Below are 3,997 nucleotides of genomic sequence, written 5' to 3'. Positions count from 1 at the left end.
CCGACAACCGCGAAACCCTGGGCACCACATCGGACAAGCTGGCCGGTGTCACGCAGGCGCTGACCGACAGCCTCGACGACATCAAGCAGTTGCTGCACGTCGCGCCGACCACGTTCCAGAACTACGTCAACATCTACCAGCCCGCCCAGGGCGCGGGTTCGGGCGTCGCGGCAGTGAACAACTTCGCGGACCCGATCACGTTCATCTGCGGCGCGATTCAAGCGGCGTCGCGGATGGGAGCCGAACACTCGGCCAAGCTGTGCGTGCAGTACCTCGCGCCGATCATCAAGAACCGGCAGTACAACTTCCCGCCGATCGGGCAGAACCTGTTCGTCACCGCGTCCGCGCGGCCCAACGAGCTGACCTACAGCGAGGACTGGCTGCGTCCGGATTACATCCCGCCGCAGCAGCCCGTTGACGTGCCGCCGCCCAGCGCGCTGGCCGCGCCGCCCGCTCCGGCTTCCGGTGCGCCGGCCACCCCGGACGGTGCGCCGTCACCGGCAGCGAACACCCCGCCGTTGCCTGCCGAGGCGGTGGTTTCGACCAACCCGTCCGACGGCCTGTCCGGAATCATGGTGCACGGGGGTGGATCATGATGCGGCACAACAGAGTCCGCACTGCCTACGCAGTCGTCGCGGCGACGATGCTGGCCACCGTCGGGTTGTCGGGGTGTGCCTGGCGGGGCCTGAACTCGCTACCGCTGCCCGGCGTGGAAGGCCGAGGGCCGGACGCGTTCACGGTCCAGGCGCAGATGCCCGACGTGGACAACATCGACCTGAACTCACGGGTGCGGGTCAACGACGTCACCGTCGGCAACGTCACCGGCATCGAGCTGCAGGATTGGCACGCGCTGGTGACGATGAGCCTCAACGGAAACGTGGAGTTGCCGGCCAACGCGACCGCCAAGCTCGGCCAGACCAGCCTGCTGGGTTCGGAGCACATCGAACTCGCCGCACCCACCGACGTGCCTGCCGAAGGACGGCTGCGCGACGGGGCGCTGATCCCGCTCTCGTCCAGCGGCGCGTACCCAACCACCGAGGAGACGCTGGCGGCGCTCTCGTTGGTGCTCAACGGCGGTGGCATCGCCAACATCCACGACATCACCCAGGAGTTGAGCACCGCGTTCACCGGGCGGGAAAACGACCTGCGCAGCCTGATCGAACAGCTGGACAAGTTCATCGCCTACAACAACGACCAAAAAGAGGACATCATCGCGGCCGCCGACAGCCTGGACAGCCTGGTCGGCCAGTTCGCCGATCAGAAGCCGGTGGTGGACAGGGCATTGCAGACCATCCCCGACGCGCTGGAGGTGCTGCGCAACGAGCGCGAGACGCTGGCCGAGGCGCTGGTGGTGCTGGGACAGTTCAGCGCGCTGGCCGCCGACTCGGTCAACCAAACCAAGGAGGCCTTGGTCGCCGAGCTCAGAGACCTCGGCCCGGTGCTCGAAGAGTTGGCCGATGCGGGCCCGGCATTGACCCGGGCGCTGAGCTTCCTGTCCACCTATCCGTTCCCCACGGAGACCATCACCAACTACTTCCGTGGGGACTACGCCAACCTGACCCTGATCGTCGACATGACACTGAGCCGGATCGACCAGGGTTTCTTCACCGGAACCCGCTGGGAGGGCGACCTGACCGAGCTGGAGTTGCAGTGGGGCCGCACCATAGGCCAGCTGCCCAGCCCGTACACGGCGGCCAACCCGCTGCTGGTTCCGTACCGGTGGGACCAGGGGCGGTAGCGATGCGGATCACCCGAAAAATGCTCATCCAGGCGGCGGTCTTCCTGGCCATCGCCCTGTTGGCGGCCGGGATCATGGCCTTCAACTACATGAAACTGCCCAAACTGATGTTCGGGGCCGGGCACTACAACGTCGACCTGCAGCTGCCGGCAGCCGGCGGGCTGTATCCCCGCGGCAACGTCACCTACCGCGGCGTCGAGGTCGGTCAGGTGGAAAGCGTCAACTTGACGGAGACCGGCGTCGTCGCCAACTTGTCGCTGAGCGACGACTACCAGATCCCGGCCGATCTCGACGCCGAGGTGCACAGCCAATCCGCGATCGGCGAGCAGTATGTCGAACTGATTCCGGGCAGCGCGCAGGGCCCGGTGCTGTCCGACGGCGACGAGATCCCGCGCGATCGTGCCTCGGTGCCGCCGAACGTCAACGACTTGCTGGCGGCGGCCAACCGCGGTCTGGCGGCCATCCCGCGGGAGAACCTCGAAACCGTCGTCAACGAGTCCTATGTGGCCGTCGGCGGGTTGGGTCCCGAGCTGTCCCGGTTGGTCAAGGGCACGTCGACGCTGGCGATCGACGCCCGCAAGAACCTGGACCCGCTGCTGACGCTGATCGATCAGTCCAAGCCGGTGCTGGACAGCCAGATCGAGACCGCCGACTCGATCCAGGCCTGGGCGGCAAACCTGGCCGTCGTCACCGACGAGCTGCGCGACAACGACGCCGCAGTCTCGGGCCTGCTGAACAACGGGCCCGGGGCCGCCGAAGAGGTGCGCGCCCTGTTGGACCGGCTGCAACCGACGCTGCCGGTGGTGCTGGCCAACCTGGTCAGCATCGGCGAGGTGGCGCTGGCCTACCAGCCCAGCCTCGAGCAGATCCTGGTGCTCTATCCCCAAGGTGTTGCGATCTCGCAGGCCACCGGTACGGCCAACCGGTTCACCAAGTCCGACTACGGCGGCGCGTTCCTGGACTTCAACCTGAACCTCAACCTGCCGCCGCCCTGTACGACGGGCTTCCTGCCCGCCCAGCAGATCCGTTCGACCAGCCTGGTCGACTACCCGGACCTGCCCGAGGGCGACCTGTACTGCCGGATCCCGCAGGACGCACCGTTCAATGTGCGCGGAGCCCGCAACCTGCCGTGCATCACGGTGCCCGGCAAACGCGCCCCGACGGCGAAGATGTGCGAGAGCGACGAGCAATACGTACCGCTCAACGACGGCTTCAACTGGAAGGGCGACCCGAACGCGACACTGTCCGGGCAGGATGTTCCGCACGTGCGGCCAGAGCCTGGAGCTGCAGAAACGCCGCCGCCGGCGGCGCAGGCCCCCCCGCCGGCGGCCGCCGCTGAATACGATCCGGCGACGGGCACGTACGTTGGACCGGACGGGCGTGAGTACACGCAGTCGAACCTGGCCCGCAGTGCCACAGAGGAGCAAACATGGCAGACGATGCTGCTGCCCCCGACGGGGAATTGAGCAAGTCGACCCCCAAGGACACAACATCGCGCGTAACAGAGCCGGACTCCACCGCCGTCGAGGTGACCGACACTTCCGCGGGGCCGCCGACCGAGGACGCGGCGGATAGCTACGTCGCTGACGCGGCGACCGAAGCCGGCGCGGCCGACGCCGGGGAACCCTCCGATCAGAGCGCGACGTCTGCGGTGACGTTGACGATGATCGTCGGACTGATCGGGGTGCTGGCGCTGGCCGGGTTGACCGGCTGGTTGGGGTTCCGGGCCTGGCAATCCCATCAGGATGAACAGCAGCGCGAGCTGTTCCTGCAGGTCGGTCGGCAGGGCGCCCTCAACCTCACCACGATCGACTGGGAGAACGCCGACGCTGATGTGCAGCGCATCCTCGACTCGGCGACCGGCACCTTCTACGACGACTTCCAGCGCCGCGCGGAGCCGTTCGTCGAGGTGGTCAAGCAGGCGCAGTCGAAGTCGACGGGCACCATCACCGAGGCCGGCCTGGAGTCGTTCTCGGACGAAGACGCACAGGTGCTGGTCGCGGTCAGGGTCGACACCGCCAATGCCGGCGCGCCGGAGCAGGCGCCCCGCGCCTGGCGGATGCGGCTGACCGTGGAGCAGGTCGGGGATGACGAGGCCAAGGTCGCCAACGTGGAGTTCGTGCCGTGACCGATCCGACAGCTGACAAGACTTCCGACAAGGCAGAGGACACCGCTGACACCGTGAAGCAAACCACCACCGAAGCTGAGGAGAGCGCCGAGGCCCAGGACAGCGGTGCGACCGAAAAGACCGCACCCGAC

Annotated in this window: 3 protein-coding genes and 1 pseudogene; all 4 read left to right on the top strand. The window is 67.4% G+C overall.

Annotation, left to right across the window (positions count from 1 at the left end):
- Window positions 1-596, top strand: a pseudogene (locus ACN269_RS35200) (mammalian cell entry protein); the annotation flags it as partial.
- Complete coding sequence (locus ACN269_RS35195; RefSeq protein ID WP_421477739.1) at window positions 596-1,738, top strand: virulence factor Mce family protein; 1,143 nt, start codon at window positions 596-598, stop codon at window positions 1,736-1,738. The pseudogene ACN269_RS35200 and the gene ACN269_RS35195, both read left to right, overlap by 1 nt.
- Before the next feature lie 2 nt (window positions 1,739-1,740).
- The gene (locus ACN269_RS35190) at window positions 1,741-3,204 is read left to right on the top strand and encodes an MCE family protein (RefSeq protein WP_421477737.1); all 1,464 of its coding nucleotides are present in this window, start codon (window positions 1,741-1,743) and stop codon (window positions 3,202-3,204) included.
- Window positions 3,168-3,866: a hypothetical protein gene (locus ACN269_RS35185; RefSeq protein ID WP_421477735.1), complete on the top strand. Its 699-nt coding sequence runs from the start codon at window positions 3,168-3,170 to the stop codon at window positions 3,864-3,866. Before ACN269_RS35190 ends, ACN269_RS35185 begins: the two co-directional genes overlap by 37 nt.
- The last annotated feature ends 131 nt before the right edge of the window (window positions 3,867-3,997 follow it).

This window comes from Micromonospora sp. WMMD736 (assembly GCF_049179015.1).
Classification (GTDB): Bacteria; Actinomycetota; Actinomycetes; order Mycobacteriales; family Micromonosporaceae; genus Micromonospora.
Note: the sequence above shows the minus strand (reverse complement) of the source record. Positions and strands in the feature narration are given on the sequence as shown.

Excerpts from the sequence above, each read along its gene's own strand:
- ACN269_RS35195 (WP_421477739.1), top strand. The coding sequence starts at position 596 with ATGCGGCACAACAGAGTCCGCACTGCCTACGCAGTCGTCGCGGCGACG.
- ACN269_RS35190 (WP_421477737.1), top strand. The coding sequence starts at position 1,741 with ATGCGGATCACCCGAAAAATGCTCATCCAGGCGGCGGTCTTCCTGGCC.
- ACN269_RS35185 (WP_421477735.1), top strand. The coding sequence starts at position 3,168 with ATGGCAGACGATGCTGCTGCCCCCGACGGGGAATTGAGCAAGTCGACC.